Below are 20,111 nucleotides of genomic sequence, written 5' to 3'. Positions count from 1 at the left end.
ACGTTGCAAACGTCGACGATACACCGTGATACCGGATGCGGCACTGCACGCACCGTCTCTTCCTTTCACGATAGTCTCTTTGAACATGGACAGACTTCAGGCAATGACGACGTTCGTGACCGTCGTCGAAACAGAAGGCTTCGCTTCTGCAGCACGCAAGCTCAAAATCTCGCCGTCTGTTATCAGCCGCCTGATCAATGAACTCGAAGCACATCTCGGCGTACGCCTGTTGAATCGCACAACGCGGATCGTCAGGATGACCGACGCAGGGGAGAAATTCTTCGATGATTGTCGTAGCATCCTCGCGAAAGTGGCGGCAGCGGAACTGGCTGCGGTCGGCGCACACAACACGCCGCGCGGCCAACTGACGGTGACGGCGCCCGTCGTCTTCGGCAAGACCTATGTCACGCCCATCGTTCAGGAATATTTGACGCGCTATCCGGCTGTGAACGTGAGTTGCTGGTTTATGGATCGAACTGTGAACCTCGTCGACGAAGGTGTCGATGTCGCGATTCGTATCGGGGAATTGCCCGATTCTTCACTTCAGGCCGTCGCGATCGGCAAAGTGCGCAGCGTACTCTGCGCCTCTCCCGCTTATCTGGAGGCACACGGCGAACCGCGGTCTCCCAGTGACCTCATGTCTCACGTTGCGATCCAGTCGACGCCTTCAACGCCGTCTCCTCAGTGGCGCTTTCGCGTGGACGGAAAGCCTGTAGCCGTGCCAATCCAGCCGCGTCTGATCACCACGACGAACGACTCCGCGATGACAGCGGCGATGTCGGGAATCGGTATCGTGTGCCTGCTGTCGTGTCAGATTTCATCCGAGCTGGCAGAAGGACGGCTCCGCATCGTACTGCCGGAATATGAGCTCGCGACACTCCCTGTGCACGTGTTGCATCGCGAGGGCAGACATGCCAATCGGAAAGTGCGCGCATTCCTCGACCTCGCAATCGAAACCTTCAGGGCGAAGGCTTCCCTGTGGCGCGCATAGCAGACCAACACTGAGGTCGACGCCGCACGTGATGCGGCGTTGTAGTTCTACTCGTTTAACCAGAGGGACGATTGGACCGCACGGCAAACGTGCGGTCTCCCATGTTGCCTTTTTCAATCCGCGCGCCGGCGTTGGGAATTCAAGAAGTCCGCGGCTGAAACGACTTTCGCGTATCCGAAACTCAGCGCTGCCATGAATGCCGCATGCACCTGCACTGACGGTACATTTACGCCGTTGAATTCGAGCGCGTGCGTCGCGCAGGCATCGTGGATCACCGTCGTGCTGTAGCCAAAATCCACGGCAGCACGGGTCACTGCGTCGATGCACATGTGGCTCATATTTCCAACTGCCACGACCGTGTCGATACCTTGAGCATCGAGAACCTTCTTCAGATCCGTCTCGCGAAACGGATTCATATGGTGTTTGACGATCACGAGTTCGCCAGGCAGATTCGCGGTCTTCGGATGGAGTTGAGCACCGTCGGTATCCGGCACGAAGAACGCTGCATCCTTTGACAGCGTTTCATGGCGGATATGCACGATCAGATCGCCGTTCGCTCTTGCTGAATCGATGATCTTGCGTGCGTTGTCCGCGGCGGAATCGACACCGTCGAGTATCCACTTTCCTCCTGCAAAGTAATCGTTCTGAATATCGACCACTATCAGTGCTTGTTTCGTCATGTTTCCACTACCTCGAACGGTAAAAATTTTTGGTAACTGCAACGAACGCAATACTGACCGATTCATCGCGTGGCCGGAATGACCCGAATAAAGAATGCACCGTTCGCGTAACGAGATGAATGAGCCGGCTATGTCGAAGATGCCTGCCGTTCATAGGCCACGCGAGCGTTCTCGATACGAGAATGGTCTTTTCTGGTCTGGCTCGTTTCTGGAAATCCGGTGATCGCACATACTCCGCAGCATCAATCACGAACCGCGTGATTACGAGTATCACTAGCGAGATTTCCATGACTATTGCAGCGAGCAACAACGTTACCGACATCGACTTTTACTATTGGCCCACGCCCAATGGTCAGAAAGTTGCCATCTTCCTCGAGGAATCCGGCGTGACTTACCAGGTGCATCCCGTCGATATCGGCAAAGGGATGCAGTTCACCAGCGACTTCGAAAAGATTTCGCCGAACAACCGCATGCCCGCCATCGTGGACCGTCAACTCGATGCATCGGTTTTCGAATCCGGCGCCATTCTGTTGCATCTCGCCGAGAAGACCGGTCAGTTCATTCCTTCCACGCCGAAGGATCGCATCGAAGTCCTGCAGTGGCTGTTCTGGCAAGTGGGCGGCCTCGGGCCGATTCTGGGGCAAACGGTCTTCTTCCGTACGTATGCATCGGAACAACTTCCATTGGCAATCGATCGCTTCACGAAGGAAGCGAAGCGCCTCTACGGCGTTCTGAACAAACGACTGGACGATCGTGAGTACATCGCAGGTGAATACTCGATTGCGGATATGGCGATCTATCCTTGGGCGGCACAACACGCCGCGCAGGGAATCGCGATGGATGACTTTCCGAATGTCGCGCGTTGGCTCGCGCGCGTCGCCGAACGGCCTGCCGTCAAACGCGCGTATGCGCTGGGTGAAACTGTACGTCCCGCTCAGCTCACAGATGAGCATCGCACGAAGTTATACGCACAGCAGAAGTCAACGGCCTGAGCCATTACTGACGAGACGTATGACACGTTCTATTACGTCGTTTTATCAATCATCAATTTCGCAATGCTGATCTTATTTAAATTCAACTCAAAGGAACTGAAGATGCTTTCAATGAATAACGTCAAGCGGATGGCGATTGCTGCCGCGATCATGGCCACGATCCCCGCGCTCGCCAACGCGGCCGGAGCAAACCCGGACCTCTACGCCGACAGCTCGAAAGTCGTTCCGGTTACCGAGCTGAAGTTCTATCAGGACAAGGAAGGCCTGACGATCGCCAATGGTTGGGGCGATCCGGCCAACGGCGCCCACAGCAACTACATCAAGATGCCGGGTGGCACAGCCAGCGGCGTGCACACGCACACCTCCTCCTACTATGGCGTCGTCATTGCCGGCGTCGTTGCCAATGAACCTCCGGGCACGAAGCAGGATCACCCGTTGCCACCAGGCTCGTACTGGTACCAGAAGGGTGGCGAGCAGCATGTCACGAAGTGCATTTCGCAGACCGAGTGCATCTTCTTCGTGACATCGAAGGGTGCGTTTGATTATTTGCCCGTCAAATGAATTGACGCCAGTCGACCTGAAAGGGCACGGACGTAAGGACGCCGTTGCACTGGAGCTTGAGCATCCCGCTCACTTCGTCGCAAGCATGCCTGCCAGGCATGCCGTCCAGCCTGGAAAGTCTTTTTCAGCGCCGCTCAAGAAGCCTAAAGTTGGCTCCGTCATGCTCACCGAGCAGCGCGACACAAACGAAGTGTCGTGAACGTATCTGACAGGAGCCTCAAATGAACCAACCCGTCGTTCTGATTACAGGTGCCCTGACGGGCATCGGCCGCGCAACCGCATTTGCATTCGCACGTGCAGGCGCGCGCCTCGTCGTGTCGGGCCGCCGCGCCGCGGAAGGCGCTGCGCTCGAAGCCGAACTCCGCGAAGCCGGCACAGATGCTCACTTCGTCAAGGCGGATGTGCGCCACGATGAAGAAGTCCGCAATCTCGTCGATCAGACCGTGGCCCGCTACGGCAGGCTGGATGTCGCCGTCAACAATGCGGGTACTGAAGGCCGCCCTGGCCCGATCGTCGGGCAGACGGCGGACAGTTACGCCGACACGTTCGACACCAACGTCCTCGGCACGCTGCTCAGTCTCAAGCATGAACTGCGCGTGATGACGGCGCAGCGAGCGGGCAGCATCATCAATATCTCGTCGACTTACGGACATGAAGGCGCGGCGTTCGCGTCTGTGTACGCGGGCAGCAAGCACGCCGTCGAAGGCATCACGAAATCGGCCGCGCTCGAGGTCGCATCGACAGGTGTACGCGTGAATGCCGTCGCGCCCGGACCCACCGATACGGGCATGCTCGACCGTTTCACCAGCACGCCGGAAAACAAGGCGGCGCTCGCCGCCAGGGTGCCACTCGCGCGCATCGGCAAGCCGGATGACATTGCGGCAGCCGTCCTTTACCTCGCTGCCGAAGGCGCCGCGTTCGTCACCGGGCAGATCCTGACCGTCGACGGCGGCAAGACTGCTGGCTGACTCTGCACGCCAAAGCTCGCCCTCATTCGTGATGACTCGAGGGCGAGACAGAAACTCATTATCGAACTGGACTAGAACATGAGCACCGATCTCACGCTATTCGAATCGAAAGCCTCGCCGAATTCTCGCCGGGTGCGTATTTTTCTCGCCGAAAAAGGCATCGAGCTAACGACTAAAGCCGTCGACCTTGGTGCGAAAGAGCAATTTTCCGACGCCTTTATCGCAATCAATCCGCGTCGTCAGGTTCCCGCGCTCGTTCTGCAAGACGGCACGGCAATTGGCGAAGTACCGGCTATCTGGCGATACGTTGAAGAAGCGTATCCCGGCAAGGCCGCTCTGCTCGGCACGACACCACAACAGAAAGCGCTGATCGCGATGTGGGAACGACGCGCAGAACTCGATGGATTCGCGGCCGTGATGGAAGGCGTGCGAAACGCGGTGCCTGGCCTGAAGGGGCGCGCGCTGTCGGGTCCACATGCTTATGAGCAGATTCCTGAGATCGTCGAGCGTAGCAAGCTGCGCGTGGCCAACTTCTTCGCGGACTTCAACGATCGTCTGAAGCAGGTTCCGTTCGTCGCAGGCGATGCATTCTCTGCAGCCGATATCACCACCCTGGTGACAATCGATTTCGCCGCGGGCGGCATGAAGCTCTCTATTCCGGCGGAATTCGACGCACTGCACGCGTGGTACGAGAAAGTGTCGGCGCGTCCATCCGCGAAAGCCTGACGTACTGCGCACTCGCGTGGTGGTAGCGCGCAGCGATGGATTCGCGCGCTGCCACCACGTTTAATTTCGAAAGCACCAGATCGCCGACAACCGGCATACTTGCATCTTTTGCTGCGGGCACAGGCCGCCCGCCATGCACGGGTCAATCTGGAGCCCACTTTCGAATGCGTGCTACCCCGGTCATTCCGTTCGCCCACAACAAAACCAATCCCGGCGCGTTCATCGGCGCCGCGCCCGCGTTTCGGCAACTGGTCCGGCTGATCGATCGCGTCGCGCCAACCGATCACCCTTTGCTCATTTTCGGACCGACAGGTTCCGGTAAAGAACTCGTCGCGCGCCGCGTGCATATGCGCAGTTCGCGTCACGACGAGCCGTTCGTCGACGTCAATTGCGGCGCGATTCCCGAGCATCTGGTGGAGTCGGAACTGTTCGGACATGTGAAGGGCGCGTTCACGGGCGCAGCGGAGAACCGTCAGGGACTATTCCAGCAGGTCGGCAAAGGCACCCTGCTGCTCGATGAAATTGGCGAGTTGCCGCTCGCGCTTCAGCCCAAACTGTTGCGCGTACTCGAAACGCGCACCTTCCGTCCGATTGGCTCGTCGACCAACCTGCGTTTCGAAGGGCGCGTCGTCGCGGCAACGCACCGCGATCTGCGCGAACTGTCGCGCGAAGGACGTTTTCGCGAAGACCTGTTTTACCGGCTCGCGGTGTTCGTGCTGGCCGTGCCGGGGCTCGAACAGCGCGTCGAAGATATCCCGGCGCTCGTCGAGCATTTCGCTTCGCAACAGGCGCGCATTCTGGAGTTCTCACCCGCGGCCCTGCGTCGGCTCAGCCAGCATGCGTGGCCCGGTCATATCCGGCAGTTGCGCAATCTGATCAGCCAGTTGAGCGTGCTGGCCGAAAGCACTCTCGTCGACGTCGACACGCTCGAACCGTTTCTCGCCAGCGAAGCCGGCGGCCCCATTTCGCGCGCGAATCTCGCCGACATGCTGTTGCAGCTCGACGGCCGCGACAAGCTCGCCGCTGCCGAAGACCTGCTGATCGACCGCGCGCTCGAACGCACGGCGGGCAACAAGAGCGCCGCCGCCACGCTGCTCGGCGTGGGCCGCAAGACTATCGAGCGCCGGCTGAAATCGCGCGAAGAACATCATCGCGAAGCCCGCAAGTGCCTCGAACACGCAACCGCGCTGATCGAGGAATCGCATTTCGCCGAGGCCATTCCGCCGCTGCGCCGCTGTCTCGACGTGCTGCAGGCGAGCCACGAACAGGACGCGGTGCGCCGCCTGCAATTCGATGCGTACCGGCTGCTCGGCATGAGCCTGCGCAGCGTGCACGGCTGGCTCTACGCCGAAGCGACAGCGTGTTACGCGGCTGCACTATCGATCGGCGAAGGCATCTGCGATCCGACGGAAATCGCCGCGATCCAGTTCGGCGTCTGGACGACGCAACTGACGACATTGCAGCTGAAGCAGGCGCGCGCGACAGCGCAAGACATGCTTCAGCGCGCACAGAACAGCCGCGACCGCGTGTCGCTCGATGAAGCGCACGTAGCGATGACCAACACGCTGTTCTGGCTCGGCGACAGCGAGGAAGCGCTCGCCTGTCTCGCGCGCGGCGAACTGCTCGGCGTGGCGCGCAACGACATGCGCACCGGCTCGCAGGGCATCGATCTCGCGAGCCTTGCACTGACCTTCGAAGGGCTCGCCGCCTATCAGGCCGGCGCCTTCGGACAAGCGCGCCGTGCGATGGAAATGCTGATCCAGCGCTCCTCCGAACCGGGTTCGCACGCACTGGCGCATGCCGTCAATCTGCAGGGCGCGTCGTGGCTCGCGTGTCTGTTCGATGACGCGGAGCGGCTCGGCCATCTGGCGAGCGAACTCGAATCGGTATCGATCGCGAACGGCTTCGCGTTCTATCGCGGCATCGGCCAGATTCTGCGCGCGTGTCATCTCAGCGCGCGCGGTCATTCGGACGAAGCGGAAACCGTCATGCTCGACGGCTTCGACAATCACGTGGTCTGCAACGGCGGTGCGCTGTTCTATTCGTTCAAGGCGTGGCAGCACGGCGAACTGCTGCTGCGCGCCGGGCGCGCGCAAACCTGCGAGGCGATGCTGGCCGCGGCCGTCGATGAAACGCTGGCCCGCCAGGAGCGCGTCTATCTCGGCGAGCTGCTGGTCACGCGGGCGCGCGCGCAGTGGGCGCTCGGCGACCTGACGTCGGCGGAACAGGGACTGCGCGCGGCGCTGTCGACGGCGCTCGCGTTCGGTTCCGTGCCCGCGCGGGCGGACGCCGCGCGTTACCTCGCGGAACTGCTTCGCTCGACGGGCAGGCTCGGCGAAGCGATCGATACGCTCGAGCGCGGCCTGCGTGCGTTGCCGACGGATTCGACCAGCCGGGTTGCCAGCGCCGCCGCGCTGCTTGCCGAACTGCGGCACGCACTTTCTCACGACAATGCATAGCGCATAGTTTTCGCCGCTGCGTTTTCGCCGCGCCGCCGCTGTGGACGAAATGGACGTATCGGCTTAGCTCTCCACGGCAAATGGACGAAATCGTCCAACACGCAAAAAACGAGCGGCCGAAACCGTCCAGCTTCCCGGTCGCCCGCGTGGGGGTTTTCCCGCTGCGATGGGGTTTGCCCGTGTGGCATAACGCTTGCTCAAAGGGTCCGTCTGATCGGGCAATCCGCCCTTTACCCCATTGAGAGGCCGTGCTGTTGTTGTTGTAGACGTCGGTGGCGACCGATCGCTTCCCCAGAGAAGCACGGCGCTCGCCTCCGGAACCGCGGATCTCGTCAGGCTACGGGCCAGTTGAACGAGACTCCCCCGCTCGCAAACAAGGCAAGCGGCTGCAAAGCTCAAAAAAGCTTCCGGATACGCTCCGGCAAAGAACAATCCCGCATGGACCACTGCGTTATCTCCTTTGACGTCGCCTGCCTGTCGCGAGGTCCGACCGTCGACTCATCCGCCGAATCGCATACAGCCATGGTCAACCAGGTGCGGCGCTATGTTCACGCGCATCTCTGCGACGACGAACTGTCTCCCGAACGCGTGCTCAGCGCGCTGCAGCTTCCACGCTCGACGCTGTATCGCCAGTTCCAGTGCGAAGGCGGCCTTGGCGCGTACATTCGCGACCTGAGGCTGCGCCACGCCGCCGACGATCTCATCCGCTATCCGCACGCGCTGGTGCTCGAGATTGCCTTCGGTGTCGGCTTCAAGAGCGCGTCCGTTTTCACGCGGGCGTTCCGGCGCGCATATGGCATGGCGCCGCAGGAATATCGCGCGCTGGCCGGGAAGTGAAGCGGTTCAGGCTTGCGCGCTGTCGCCATCCACAGGCGACTGCAGCATCTGCGCGCAGACCTTGAGAACATCGCGCCAGCACACGATGCCGACCGGCTTGAACGCGCCGTCGACGATCGGAATACACGAGATCGGGTTCTCCAGGAACAGCCGGATCGCCTCGCTCACCTCGGCGTCCGGGCGCAGCGTGACCGGCTTGCGGCTCATGATCTGATGCACACGCCGGCTCAGCGTGCCGAGGTCGCGCTGCGTCTCCACCACGCTGTCGATAAACGGACTCAACGCGCGCAACAGATCGCGGTCCGACACCACGCCTTGCAGTTCCCGGTCCTCGACGACAAGCAGGTGATGAAACCCGGATTGCTCGAATATGTCCTTGACGGTTTCAAGCGTGTCGTCGAAACCGACCGTGACGACGCGCTTCGTCATCAACTCTTCTACTTTCATCGTTGCACTCTCTGTTTTCCTGGAAGACGGGAGCCGACTGCCAATGGTTGCGCAATCCCGCACTACGTTTAACGGCAGCGCAAATGGAAACTCCAGTCACGGGGCCCAGAATTGGGGCGTTCCTTCATGCAGAAGGAATGCGCGGCCGCCGCTAGCGGCCATTCCCAAGGAGCAATGCATGTTGACTCGCGAAGCCATCCCTCAAGTTCTGTCGCGCACTTCCGAACTGCTGTCGGGCGATACGCTGGTGGGATCTCCCCAGAAAACTTTTCACCATGTCATCGACATTTATCTCAAGGACTCCAATGCCTTCATGAACACTTATTTCGCCCGCTACTTCGAGTGGCAGGGCGTGTGCCGGGAACGCTGGTTCCACGAGTGCATCCACAATAATCTGCTTGCCGCCGGGGGTACGTTTGTCACGAAGCGCGCACATCAGGAGTACGTGCAGGAGACGTTCCCGTTCCAGCGCGTCGACTGCTACCTGAATACGTTTCAGGTCCGGCAATGCTCGGCGTATCTGCTGTTCCGCTTTAGCGTGGAAGGACGTCCCGTGTCGCACGGCTACCAGCAGATTCTTTTCGCCGGAATGGACAAGCGGATCCGGCGTTTCCCTGAAGGAATCATCGAGCGGGTCAAGGAATATGAAGTGATCCTGCCGCCCGTTACCAACTAATTGATTCCACCTTGCCCGGCGCGCGAGCGTCGGGCTCTTGCCGGCGGATCGCGCAATGCGCGGTCCGCCGCCGAACCCGGTTCCGGCAAACGGAGCGTAAAGGTGGTCAGCACGCCCGGCGTCGACGCGCATGAGATCGTGCCGCCGAATGCGTCGCACACGCGCCGGCAGAACTCCAGCCCCATGCCGCCGCCATGTCCATGCGGCTTGGTCGAATAGAACGGGTCGAAGATGTGCGGCATCACATCGGCCGCAATGCCTGGCCCGGTATCGTTGAAATGAATCACGCAAAAGCCGCCGTCGCGCCCGGCGCTAATCGTGATCGTGCCCGAGCCGCTGGATTCGATCGCGAACAGCGCGTTCTTCAGCAGGTTGAAGATGACGAAAACAAACAGCGAATCCGTGCCGGAGAAGCGTAACTGCGAATCGATAGGCAGCACGGACACGCGCCCGCGCTCGCCAGGATGAAACGGATAACGGTCCAGCGCCGAATCGACGCAATGACGGATGGATTGCGGCGCGAAGCTGCGGCGATCGAGCCGGTCCAGCGTGAACGACGCCAGTGACATTTCCACCACGGTGCTCGTGCTGTCGATCTGACGGCGAATCGCGCGCGTGAGTGTGGGCAGCCGCTCGGATTGCCCAGGATACAGGCCGTTGACGAGCAACTGATGGCGCACGGCCAGCTGATAGCCTCGCAGCAGTTCCGGCAGGGCGTGACCGAGTTCATCGGCGTGCATGCCGATGACTTCGAGCGGCATCGCGACTTCTTGCGCGACCGTCGCAGCCAGAAAGTATTGCCGCATCAAGCCGTGCCGGACGATGGTGATCGCGAGAATGCCCAGGCTGATCGCGATGAAGATCACGCCTGGCGGATAGAACACGTAACCGTAATTGACGGCGTAGTCGCCCGCCGCGAGCGAATAGAGACACAGGCTGACAAGGCACAGACCCAGCAGACGGCGCCGGTGACGGGCGCGCGCCTGACGACGCGACATGATCAGCAGCCAGCCGCTGCGGGCGGCGAGCAACGCGGTCTGCATCACGTGCACCGGGTGGAGCCGCCCTGCTCTCGGATAATCGCCAAAGAAATGATTGCCGTAGCCGGCGACCACTTCGTCGCCCGTCACGAGCAGCACCGCAAGGATCACGCACAACGCGTACGACGCCATCAGTAGCGGCCGCTCGTCGCGCCGCTCGACCAGTTCGGTCACGAAGTGATAGAAGGTGGTCGGCAGGAAGAGGATGAAGAAGTAGCCCGCCTTGACCAGTATGCCTGCCGCTTCGGGGCTCGTCGTCTGGAACAGGAACGCCCACGTGCCCTGCCACGCGAAGGTCGTCATGCACATCAGGGCGAATGGCGTCGACAGACGCGTCACGCCTTCAGTCAGCAGGACGTACACGCCGAAGCCCAGGAACAGCGCCGAAACGAACGCCGGCAAGGTCGAATACATGGTGTCTTATGTGTGTGTCGCCGCTGATTGTTCCTCGGCAGGCTGGACGGGTCGAATTGCATGAACATCGGGCGACGGATAGACAACGTTTGCCCGAAACTCGTCAAGCACCTCGCGCTCCCCATCAGCACAGCGGCGTTGTTGTTCTTCAAATGCACTGGCAACGGAGTTCGCACCAGACCGCCGGGCACTGCTCGCTGTTGCGGCTCGCGCTGAACGCCCGGCGGTGCCACGATTCTAGCGCAACATTAAATCTGTCCAGTGGCGGTTCAACAGGGCGCCTCCGAATACCGGAAAGCCGTTGCGCCGCGTGTCAGGGAGAAACGGGATCGAGGCGCGTCTTGCGCACCGTCGGCTGCCATCTGAAAGGGATAGGCCGCGTTACTTGCTCAGCTTGCGGTAGAGATCGTTGGCGCGCGACAGGTGCGCGTGCATGGCTTCGGCGGCGGCATCGCCGTCATGTTTCGCAATCGCGTCGACGATGCGTTGATGTTCCGCCAGGGTCAGTTCTTCTGCGCCGGGCGCGCGCACGAGCGGGCGATAGTACTCGCCCGCCCAGCGAAACAGCGATTCGACGATCGACGGAAAGATGGGATTGCCGCTGATACTTGCGATCTCGCGGTGAAAGGCCATGTCGCGCTCGATGAACTCTTCGAGATTGATCATCGACGCCCGATGCTGCGCGACGCTCAGTTGAAGCCGCGCGACGTCTTCTTCCGTTGCGCGCTCGGCGGCCATGCGCGCGGTGCCGGTTTCGAGAAAGACGCGCGCGTGCTTCAGATGCTCGAGCATCTCCGGGTCGGTGCGCAGCAGATGCATTGCGCCGCTTGCGATCTGGCCGATCAGCCGGTCGGCTGTCGGCACGACGACACGCGCGCGCTCGCCGTGTACGATCTCGACGATGCCCGAGCGTTCGAGCGTCTGCAGCGCTTCGCGCACCGCCGGTCGCCCGACGCCGTAGATTTCCATCAGTTCCCGCTCCGACGGCAACTGCGCGCCGGGCGCGATTTCGCCCGAGCGGATGCGCTCCATCAGACGGTCCACCACTTCCTGATACAGCTTCCGACGCGGGATGATCTCGCCCATTACAGTTCAGCGACTAGATTCTGGTGTAATGACAATACCATAGACCGATCGTTTCGCGCGAGGGACCGCTCGCCGGACCGGTGTCGTGTCGATGCTGCGCGCGGCGCTCAGCCCACCTCGCGCCCCTCCTTGACCAGACCGAAGAACGACGCGCCGCCGATCTGCCCGCCCTTCAGCACGATCTCCAGTCCGTCGCGCCGCGCCGATGTCGACCACGCGCGGCACAACGGTGCGCCGGGCGCGAGGCCGGCTGCGACGCTCAATGCATCGATGCCCAGCGTGCTCGCCACTTCACCCGAGCTGTCGCCTCCCGCGACGACTACACGCGATAACGGCACACGCTCCAGCAGACGCCGCATCACTTCCGCCAACGCGCCGCCGACGTTGCGCGCCGCTTGCTGACGCGTCAAGCCTGCGTCGCGTGCGATCGCATCGAAGCCGATCACGTCGGCGTCATCGGGTCCTTCCGCGCTGTGCACGATGGCGCTCGTGCCACGGCGAATTGCACCGGCAGCAGCACCGACCGCGCGCTCGATTTCGTCGCCGCCCGAATGCGAATCGAGCGCGCGACGCAGATCGAGACGCTCGACATGAAACCCATGCGCACGCGCCCACGCGATCTGCGATGCCGTGACAGGCGAGCAACTGCCGCTCACCGCAGCGATCGCATCGACGGGTTGCGCGACAGGCAGCGACGGCGTCGCCGGTAGCCAGCCGCGCGAGCGCCAGTACGCGGCCAGCGCATATTGCAGCCCGGACGACGACGCGCTGAACACGCCCTCGCCACGCCTTTCCCAGACGAGCCGCCCCGCTTCGACGAGCGTCGCTTCATCGAGCACGTCGATCAGCACGACGGGTTTGTCGTCCGCGCTGAGCGCATCGACACGTTCAGCGCCCGTGCCGTCGCGCAGTTGCAGCATGTCGATCAGCTCGATACGGCGTGACGTCTGCCGCCCGAGATGCACACGCAGATCCGCTTCGTCCATCGGCGTGACGGGATGACGCGACATCGTCGGATGACGGTCGAGCCGATAGCCCGTGCCGTTCACGGCGGCAAACAGATTGCCGAACATCTGATAGCGCTTCAGCCTCGGCGCGCCGATCACCATTGGCGACCAGCGCGCGCGCATCACGTTCACGCCGATATCGATGGCCGCGCCAATCGAGCCGACTTCCGGCGATGAATCGAATGTCGAGCACACCTTGTATTGCAGGATCGGCGCGCCGAATGCCGCGAGACTCGCGAATGCGGACGGCAACACGTCGCGCATCCATGCCGGATCGCGTCCGCGCGACGAACCCGCCAGCCCGATGCAGCGCGCGTCCGGAAAACGCGCGAGCAGATCGGGCGTCGGCGTATCGAGACACAGCACCGTCGGCACGCCCGCTGCCGTCATCGCCTCCATGGCATCCGTCGAGCCCGTGAAGTCGTCGCCGTAATAGGCGAGCAGCGGCCCCGCTGGAAGTGCCGTTTGCGCGGAATCCGACATAGGCGTGCTCACTTCCAGAAACCGAGTGCGGCGCGCAGCGCCGGATTGCGCTCCGCGTGTTTTTCGAGCGGCACGCCTTCGATGGCCGCGACCCATGCTTCGCGCAGCGCTTCGACACCCGCCGCGACGCCCTGCGGATGACCGAAGATGCCGCCGCCTGCCGTATGGATGAGATCGGCGCGGCCGAGCGCAGCGTAGGTATCGGCGGCTTGCAGGCCTGTCTGTCCCGAACTGAAGACTGGCATCGCCGTCATCGGCGCATCGGGCATCACGGGCGCGAGCACTGCGCGCGCCGCCGCGATCACGCTGTCGTCAGGCTCGCTGAACTTGTTGCGCAAGCCGTTCACGTGCAGATGATCCGCGCCCGCGAGACGCCAGATCATCTGCCACGGCGCGTAATCCCAGCCAAGCTCGGGACTGCGCGACAGATAACCCCAGCCCGCGCGATGCGCATGAATGGGCAGTTGCGCGTGCTTGCGCAACTCGTGCATACCGACCAGACCAATCGAGTTCAGCACCGCCATCACGCACGTGCCGCCTTGCGCGAGCACGAGATCATGCCGCTGACGCATCTGGTCGAGATCGCCCGTCACGTTGAACGCGACCATCGCCTTCTTGCCGGTGCGATCGGCGTGTTCGTTGACCACGCGCATCACCGCCTTCACGCGTTCGTCGAACGGGCAATGCGAGCCGTCGGCCTGCAGCTCGTCGTCCTTGATGAAGTCGATGCCGCCTTCCACCAGTTCGCGCACCTGCTGCGCGGTTTCCTCCGGCGACAGCCCGACGCTCGGCTTGATGATCGTGCCGATCAGCGGCCCATGCGTGACGCCGCTCAGCTTGCGCGTGCCGTCGATGCCGAATGCCGGGCCCGGATACGCCGCCGCGAATGAAGACGGCAACGTCAGACCCGTGAGCTTCAAACCCGACACCTGCCGAAGCTCGAACAGATTGCCCGCAATGGTCGACATCAGATTCGGCAGCGACGGCCCGAAATTCTCGATCGGCCACGACAGTTCGAGCGTGCAGCGCGTGTACACAGCGGATTTCATGCCGCCCGGCAGGCTCGGTGTATCGACGGTTTCGAGTACGTCCAGCCGCTCGACGCGCGCGCCCGAACGCGCCTTCAGTTCGGGCGTCTCGCCGGGCAGCGCGACGAAGGTGCCGCTCGACTGTTCGCCGGCGATGACGTCGGCGGCCCGGCGCGGATCGTCGCCCGTTTCGAGCCAGTAAGTAGCGTGAATGCGTTCGCTCACGATGCAGTCCTGTTCAAAGTCCAAAGAAAACCGCGCGTCAGGTAATGCGGCGGATGCTTTCCGCAATCTCTTCACGCTCGAACACGCCCTTCCAGTCGTCGCGCATCAGGCGCGGCTTGCCGAATTCGATTGCCTTGTTGCATGCATCCGAGAACGCGCCAGGGATCTCGTTGAAGATCACCGCGCTCAGGATGTTCATGTGGCCGAGCAGAAAATCGCGCGCGGCCTGGGCAGGCACGCCACGCTTGATGGTTTCATCCATCGCTTCGCGCATCACGTACAGCAGCGTCGCGCAGATCGTTTCGGACAGACCCGGCTCCAGCAGCGCCATCTGTTCGACAGTCAGACGGTACGAACGCAGGATCGGCTGATAGATCGTCTTCGCGACGTCTTCGCCCAGATCGAACGCGGATTCGGGGCCTTGCATCAGCGCGCTCGTGATCGACTGCTTCGCATACGCGCCGCCGAAGAAGTCGCGGCGCGCTTTCGGATCGTCGTCGTTGTTGAAGATGATCGGATGGCACGGATGCGCGACGAAGTACGTCAAATCCGCCCTCTCGGGCAGATGGCCGGCGAACGGCGCGGCGGCATCGAGCGTCATCACCATCGTGCCCGCTGGCAGCTTCGGCGCGATCTCGTGACTGAGCTTGCCGATCAGCGTATCGGGTACGGCGAGGATCACGACCTGCGCGCCGTCGATGGCGGCATCCACCGATACGCAATCCACGTTCAGTTCGTCCTTCAGGCGCTTGCGGCCCGCTTCGCTCACTTCGACGTGCGCGACGCGATAGTCCGACTTCAGCAGGTTGCTCGAAAGACGGAAGCCCATCTTTCCGCCGGCGCCGAACAGTGCGATTTTCTCTTTCATCGTCCTCTCTCCTTGCAGGGGTACGTCAAGTTCATGAATCGTGGTTGAAGCTCAGCTCGCGCGCGGGTCCAGCGCGACGGCTGCGTGTTCGTCCTGCTCGCGCGGGCGGCGCTCGCTGCAGAACGCGAATGCGAGCACGGCGCTCATCAGCATGACAATGCCGACGACGAACATCGGCGCGTGATACGAGCCCGTCGCGTCCTTCAGCGCGCCCGTCACATACGGCGCAACGAAGCCCGCCAGATTGCCGACCGTGTTGATCAGCGCGATGCCCGCGGCAGCCGCCGCACCCGACAGAAAGCGCGCGGGCAGCGCCCAGAAGTTCGGCAACGCGGAGAAAATCGCGCAGGCCGTGATGGTGATGACCGCGATGCTCGTCGACGGCGATTTCATGAAGAGCGCGAGCGGAATGCTGAGTGCGCCGACCAGCGCCGGAATGCCGATATGCCACGCGCGCACACCGTGCTTCGTCGCGTTGCGGCTCCACAGGAACAGCACGATTGCGGCGGGCAGATAGGGAATCGCAGTGATGAGCCCTTTCTGGAACACGTTGAAGTGCGAGCCGAACTGCGTCTCGAAGCCGCCGATGATGGTCGGCAGGAAAAAAGCCAGCGCGTAGAGGCCGTAAATCAGGCCGAAGTACATCAGCGAGAACATCCAGACGCGGCCGCTGGTCAGCGCGGCACCTGCGTTGTGGCGATGCTGCGTCGAACCGGCTGCGCGCTGGCGCTGCTCGGCTTCGAGCTCGGCGGTAAGCCACGCCTGCTCATCGGACGTGAGCCAGCGCGCCTGCGAAGGCCGGTCGCTCAGATAGAACCACGCAACGATGCCAACGACGATCGCCGGCACCGCAACGCCGAGGAACATCACGCGCCAGCCTGCCAGCCCGAACAGGCCATGCGCTTCGATCAGCAGCGCGGCGAACGGCGCGCCGATCACGATCGTCAGCGGCTGCGCGAGATAGAACAGCGCGAGGATGTGGCTGCGGTGGCGCTGCGGCACCCACATGCTCAGGAACAGGATCGCGCCGGGAAAGAAGCCCGCTTCGGCGACGCCCAGCAGAAAGCGCAGTCCATACAGCCCCGGCACGCTGCTCACCCACGTGAACAGCAACGCGACGATGCCCCACGTCACCATGATCCGCGCGAGCCAGCGGCGCGCGCCGAACTTGTGAAGCGCGAGATTGCTCGGCACTTCGAGAAAGATGTAGCCGATGAAGAACACACCCGCCGCGAAGCCGAACTGCGCCGCGTCGAGCCCGAGATCCTTCGTCATGCCGTTCGGTCCGGCGAACGAGATCGCCGTGCGATCGAGGAAGTTGATGAAGAACATCAGCGCGACGAACGGCACGAGGCGCAGCGAAACCTTGCGGATGGTCGAGCGCTCTAGCTGGCTCGGGCTTGCCTGAGCGGCGGGCGTGGCAGTGGGCATTGCGTCTCCTTCGATAGGTCTCGCGACTCTGCGCCTCCGCACAGATCACTCATGTGCTGTGCTGGTGTGATGAGTAGACCATCAAGATTAAAAAGGCGGCACTGGGTTTACTACCAACAGGTTTCAGCAGTTCATTGGCGCGTCGGTGCGCTTTCTCTGATTACGGGCGTGAAGCGGTCTCGTGCGTGGCCGTCGTCGCGATCAGGCAGGCAAACGGGCGTAGCGTGAAGGGTTCACCTGACTGCATGGTGTATGTGCTGCGAGCCAGTTGTTCATCGATCGTCAACGCATTTAGCCGGCCGGACGGCACGTTGAGCAGATCGAGCCGCGCGGTACGCGTCGAACTGCTCAGATTCGCGACGATGAGATGAACGTGGCCCTGCGCGTCACGCGCCGCCAGGCACGCAATCTCACGCGAATTCGCGCCCGCGCATGTGAGCCGCGTCGCGCCCGCCATGCGGGCCAGCGCCCGCGCCACGTCGAACATTGGATAGCGACGCAGGCCGCCGGTTACATCGGCGAGTCCGCGCGCGCCGGTCAGTGCGCCAAGTGTCAGCGTGTCGACGCGCGCGCCTGCCAGCGCGGCTGCGTAACCGGCCAGCCATGCGCTGCCGAAGAGCGCTTGCTGGCGCGGATCGCAGCCGGCCATGGCGATGCGCTCCCCGTGTGGATTCGGCATCACGCGTGAACCATACGGGTTCTGCCGCATGCCGATCGATATCGGACCGATCGCATACCGCTGCGCGCCGATCAGCGCGCGGCATGAGCGCGTGATGTGCGGGATGGCTTCGAGCGTCTGCATCACGCTGGCGTCGTCGGCGGCGTGGACGATCGGACAGGTCGCGTGCGTCGTCCAGTCGACCAGTTCAAGCGGAGGACGCTTGCGGTTGAGTTCGGTGAAATAGCTGAGCATGCCGCCGCCAATGCGCAAGCCGGGAAACGCGCGACGCGCTTCGCGATAGACCTCGTCGAGCGCGGGACACGGCGGGCTCACGCTGCCCGGCGGATTCGACTGCCGATGCACCGACGGACTCACGACAATGCCCGTCAGTTCCAGGCTCGACGCCGCGACCAGTGACGCAAGCGCATCGAGTTCCGCAGGCGGCGTATCGGCGCCGGGCAACGCGTATTCGAGCACGCATTCGATGCCGCTTCGACGTTGCAACGCCGCGTAGCGTTCGAGTTCGTGCAGGCCGTGTCCTGCTGACGGGTCGAAGCTGAGCGTGAGTTGCTGGGGCGCGAGTTCGGTCAGCAACGCGAGATGATCGAGCGCGATGTCCGCTTCGCCCGCAGCGATGGCGATGCCGAGCGCGGGCATTGTTTCGTCGGCGCGTTCGTTCAGATCGATGTCGAGCGTTTGCAGTTCAGGTTTGACCGCGGTTCGCGCCTCGGTCTTTACAAATGCCCGCTCATCGACATCCAGCATCACCGTCTGCGTCGTTGTTGCGCCTGCGTCCAGCGTGAAAGGCCACGGCAATGCCAGCGGCCGCGAATAGGTCTTGAACGATGCATCCGACCAGTTGCGCTGGTCTTCCATCTCGAACACATCGCCCGTGAATGCGCAGCGCACGGTATGCCCGCACGGCATGTCGTGCTCGATAGAACAGATGTCCTTGAACGGCTGCCACGGATCGATCAGCGCCGGAAACGCCGCATTGTCGCGCGTGCCGTCGCTGTGTTCGACGCGTGCCGGCGCGCCCGCGACGCCGTCTATCGGATGCAGCACGCAGAAGCCGCAACGCGCCGTGAGAAACGCATCGTGCGCCGTCACTGTTGCGCTGAATGTCAGCGCGCCGCCACTCGCACAATCTATCGACAAAGCGTAGCTCAATGCATGTCCATCTGGATTCGTACAGTGCGCCCGGTACGCAACGCGAAACCCGTTTTGCGTCTGGTCGATCTCGATGCCGCTCAGCACAGGACGACACGTTCCCCAATCCTTGTCGCGCACCAGAAACGCCACCGCGCGTATCACTTCGACATCGCGATAACGGATATCGTGCAACGCACCGTCGATCAGCAGCGCGGACCACGGCCCAGCCTGCAGGCGCTGCGCCTGATCGACGGGCTGGCTCGTGCCGTAGTAAAGCTTCGCGAGATCCGCGTTCATCGCGCAACCTGCCGGCGCAAAGGCGCGCGCTCCAGTTCGCCTGGTTCGACGCTGCGCCCTTCGCCCGCTGACAGATAGGTCGCTTCGACGAGCGCAAGCGTGCGCAGATTGTCGCGACCGCTTGTGGCGGGTTCACGCCCGCTGCGCAGGCAATCGATCCAGTGCGACTGGATATTCAGCACACTGCCCTGGATCGCTTCCCACGGCGCGCTGGCCCAGGACAGCGCGGGCGGCCTCGCATCGCGCAGTTCGGTGCCGGCATCGGTGTGAATCTGAAGCTGGTAATCGGCCATTAGCCGCAACGTGCCCGCGGAACCGTCGATTTCGATCAGCGTCTGCGGAAACAGCTCGCGCGGCAGTCGCGTCGCGTAGCTGCAATCGACGATGCTGTTCACCCCGCTCTCGTGAACCAGCATGATCGTCGCGACGTCTTCGCCCTTGATCGCCGGATTCACGCGCGATGTCGCCGCCGCTACGCGCGTCGCGTCGCCGAACAGAAAACGCGCGATATCGAGTACATGTATCCCCAGGTCTTCGACGATGAAGCGCTCGCCTTGCGCCAGGTACGGCTGCCCGCTGAACACATCGAAAGCCGAACGGAACGACACACGGCCCCAGAACGGCCTGCCGATCGCGCCCGCCTGCAACGCCGCGCCGACAGCCTGAATCGCGCTTTGCCAGCGAAAGTTCTCGTGCACCATCAACGGCACGTTCGCCTTGTCGCACGCGGCGACCATCGCGCGTGCGTCGTCGAGCGTGCGCGCGAACGGTTTCTGGCAGATCGTCGCGACGCCCGCATGGGCGGCCAGTTCGACCAGCGCGCGATGACTCGCGACCGTCGTCGCGATATCGACGAAATCCAGCCGTTCGGCGCGCAGCATCGCGGCGGCATCGGTATAAAGTCGCTCGATGCCGAACTCGCGGCCCGCCGCATGCAGGCGCGTTTCATCCGCATCGCACAGCGCGACGATGTTCGCGCCTGCGATATCACGCCACGCATGCAGATGGTTCCGCGCGAAGAACCCGCAACCGATCAGCGCGCCATTGAACGAATCGCGATTTTGCAAACCCGATGCGCTCAT

General features: G+C 62.6%; 18 protein-coding genes. 8 read left to right on the top strand and 10 right to left on the bottom strand.

Going from position 1 to position 20,111, the window contains the following annotated elements; translation table 11 throughout:
• Window positions 1-85 precede the first annotated feature (85 nt).
• Window positions 86-991, top strand: coding sequence for a LysR family transcriptional regulator (locus G3O01_RS24885; RefSeq protein ID WP_205808983.1), 906 nt, complete (start codon window positions 86-88; stop codon window positions 989-991).
• 113 nt (window positions 992-1,104) lie between these two features.
• On the opposite strand, the gene G3O01_RS24880 is transcribed toward G3O01_RS24885, so the two are convergent.
• Window positions 1,105-1,722 carry a cysteine hydrolase family protein gene (locus G3O01_RS24880; protein ID WP_241024244.1) on the bottom strand — a complete coding sequence of 206 codons (618 nt, stop codon included), beginning with the start codon at window positions 1,720-1,722 and terminating at the stop codon, window positions 1,105-1,107.
• A gap of 236 nt (window positions 1,723-1,958) precedes the next feature.
• On the opposite strand from G3O01_RS24880, the gene G3O01_RS24875 reads away from it, so the two are divergent.
• The 6 genes from G3O01_RS24875 (at window position 1,959) to G3O01_RS24850 (ending at window position 8,214) form a co-directional block, all read left to right on the top strand.
• Complete coding sequence (locus G3O01_RS24875) at window positions 1,959-2,663, top strand: glutathione binding-like protein (RefSeq protein WP_205808981.1); 705 nt, start codon at window positions 1,959-1,961, stop codon at window positions 2,661-2,663.
• Between the two features lie 63 nt (window positions 2,664-2,726).
• Entirely contained in the window at window positions 2,727-3,224 is a 498-nt protein-coding gene (locus G3O01_RS24870; RefSeq protein WP_241024243.1) for a DUF4437 domain-containing protein, read from the top strand.
• A 221-nt stretch (window positions 3,225-3,445) separates the two neighbouring features.
• Complete coding sequence (locus G3O01_RS24865; protein WP_205808980.1) at window positions 3,446-4,192, top strand: glucose 1-dehydrogenase; 747 nt, start codon at window positions 3,446-3,448, stop codon at window positions 4,190-4,192.
• A gap of 78 nt (window positions 4,193-4,270) precedes the next feature.
• The gene (locus tag G3O01_RS24860; protein ID WP_205808978.1) at window positions 4,271-4,918 is read left to right on the top strand and encodes a glutathione S-transferase; all 648 of its coding nucleotides are present in this window, start codon (window positions 4,271-4,273) and stop codon (window positions 4,916-4,918) included.
• Between the two features lie 164 nt (window positions 4,919-5,082).
• Window positions 5,083-7,377 (top strand): sigma 54-interacting transcriptional regulator, encoded by a 2,295-nt coding sequence (locus tag G3O01_RS24855; protein ID WP_205808976.1) that lies wholly within the window; start codon window positions 5,083-5,085, stop codon window positions 7,375-7,377.
• A 438-nt stretch (window positions 7,378-7,815) separates the two neighbouring features.
• Window positions 7,816-8,214: a helix-turn-helix transcriptional regulator gene (locus G3O01_RS24850; protein ID WP_205808959.1), complete on the top strand. Its 399-nt coding sequence runs from the start codon at window positions 7,816-7,818 to the stop codon at window positions 8,212-8,214.
• Window positions 8,215-8,220: 6 nt separating this feature from the next.
• Here G3O01_RS24850 and G3O01_RS24845 read toward each other — a convergent pair whose 3' ends face one another.
• Window positions 8,221-8,661, bottom strand: coding sequence for a CBS domain-containing protein (locus G3O01_RS24845; RefSeq protein WP_205808957.1), 441 nt, complete (start codon window positions 8,659-8,661; stop codon window positions 8,221-8,223).
• 178 nt (window positions 8,662-8,839) lie between these two features.
• On the opposite strand from G3O01_RS24845, the gene G3O01_RS24840 reads away from it, so the two are divergent.
• On the top strand, window positions 8,840-9,337 hold the full coding sequence (locus G3O01_RS24840) for a thioesterase family protein (protein WP_205808955.1): 498 nt from the start codon (window positions 8,840-8,842) through the stop codon (window positions 9,335-9,337).
• Here G3O01_RS24840 and G3O01_RS24835 read toward each other — a convergent pair.
• The 8 genes from G3O01_RS24835 to G3O01_RS24800 all read right to left on the bottom strand — a co-directional run bounded on the left by G3O01_RS24835 (window position 9,334) and on the right by G3O01_RS24800 (window position 20,111).
• Window positions 9,334-10,791, bottom strand: a complete 1,458-nt coding sequence (locus G3O01_RS24835; RefSeq protein WP_205808953.1) for a sensor histidine kinase — start codon at window positions 10,789-10,791, stop codon at window positions 9,334-9,336. The two genes, G3O01_RS24840 and G3O01_RS24835, sit on opposite strands and share 4 nt — an antisense overlap.
• 381 nt (window positions 10,792-11,172) lie before the next feature.
• Window positions 11,173-11,877 (bottom strand): transcriptional regulator NanR, encoded by a 705-nt coding sequence (locus G3O01_RS24830; protein ID WP_205808950.1) that lies wholly within the window; start codon window positions 11,875-11,877, stop codon window positions 11,173-11,175.
• A gap of 107 nt (window positions 11,878-11,984) precedes the next feature.
• Complete coding sequence (oiaK, locus tag G3O01_RS24825) at window positions 11,985-13,367, bottom strand: 3-oxo-isoapionate kinase OiaK (protein WP_205808948.1); 1,383 nt, start codon at window positions 13,365-13,367, stop codon at window positions 11,985-11,987.
• Window positions 13,368-13,375: 8 nt separating this feature from the next.
• Window positions 13,376-14,620: a ribulose-bisphosphate carboxylase large subunit family protein gene (locus G3O01_RS24820; protein WP_205808946.1), complete on the bottom strand. Its 1,245-nt coding sequence runs from the start codon at window positions 14,618-14,620 to the stop codon at window positions 13,376-13,378.
• Window positions 14,621-14,657: 37 nt separating this feature from the next.
• The gene (locus tag G3O01_RS24815; RefSeq protein WP_205808944.1) at window positions 14,658-15,488 is read right to left on the bottom strand and encodes a phosphogluconate dehydrogenase C-terminal domain-containing protein; all 831 of its coding nucleotides are present in this window, start codon (window positions 15,486-15,488) and stop codon (window positions 14,658-14,660) included.
• Between the two features lie 51 nt (window positions 15,489-15,539).
• Window positions 15,540-16,919 (bottom strand): MFS transporter, encoded by a 1,380-nt coding sequence (locus tag G3O01_RS24810; RefSeq protein ID WP_205808942.1) that lies wholly within the window; start codon window positions 16,917-16,919, stop codon window positions 15,540-15,542.
• A 160-nt stretch (window positions 16,920-17,079) separates the two neighbouring features.
• Window positions 17,080-19,029 carry a hypothetical protein gene (locus tag G3O01_RS24805; RefSeq protein WP_205808941.1) on the bottom strand — a complete coding sequence of 650 codons (1,950 nt, stop codon included), beginning with the start codon at window positions 19,027-19,029 and terminating at the stop codon, window positions 17,080-17,082.
• Window positions 19,026-20,111 (bottom strand): Gfo/Idh/MocA family oxidoreductase, encoded by a 1,086-nt coding sequence (locus tag G3O01_RS24800; RefSeq protein ID WP_205808939.1) that lies wholly within the window; start codon window positions 20,109-20,111, stop codon window positions 19,026-19,028. The genes G3O01_RS24805 and G3O01_RS24800 overlap by 4 nt, the downstream gene beginning before the upstream one ends.

Origin of the sequence: Burkholderia sp. Ac-20365, assembly GCF_017104715.1 — a bacterium.
In the GTDB taxonomy this organism is placed as follows: Bacteria; Pseudomonadota; Gammaproteobacteria; order Burkholderiales; family Burkholderiaceae; genus Paraburkholderia.
The sequence above is the reverse complement of the archived record's forward strand: the minus strand, read 5'-3'. Positions and strand labels throughout refer to the sequence as shown.